Genomic DNA, 411 nt, shown 5'->3' on the forward strand with positions numbered 1-411 from the left:
TAGAACAAGATCCTAAGACAGGTGACGTTACAGTAACACCTAAGAAACCAGATGGTTCAACATTCCCACCAGGAACTAAGGTAGAAATCCCAGGTAAAGATGGAAACCCAATCACAGTAACAATCGGTGAAGACGGTAAAGGTAAAGTACCAAACAGTGATCTACCAGACGGTAAAGTTCCAGGTACAGGTAAGATTACAGAACCAGGTCAACCAACAGTTGAAGTTCCTGATGTAACAACACCAGGTAAGGTAACACCAAATACCCCAACAACTGAAACACCAAGTGAGATTGAAATCACACGTAAACCAAATGGTGATGCGATTGTAACGCCTAAGAAACCAGATGGAAAACCATACCTACCAGGAACAACGGTAGAAATACCAAGTAAAGATAAAGATTGAAACCCAA

General features: G+C 41.4%; 1 protein-coding gene. It reads left to right on the forward strand.

The annotated features are described in order from the left end of the window. The coding region (locus AB4Y32_RS40470; protein WP_368726585.1) for a hypothetical protein at positions 1 to 404 on the forward strand (404 nt) is incomplete at its 5' end. Positions 405 to 411 lie beyond the last annotated feature (7 nt).

It is taken from the genome of Paraburkholderia phymatum, assembly GCF_040965635.1.
Lineage (GTDB): Bacteria > Pseudomonadota > Gammaproteobacteria > Burkholderiales > Burkholderiaceae > Paraburkholderia > Paraburkholderia phymatum_B.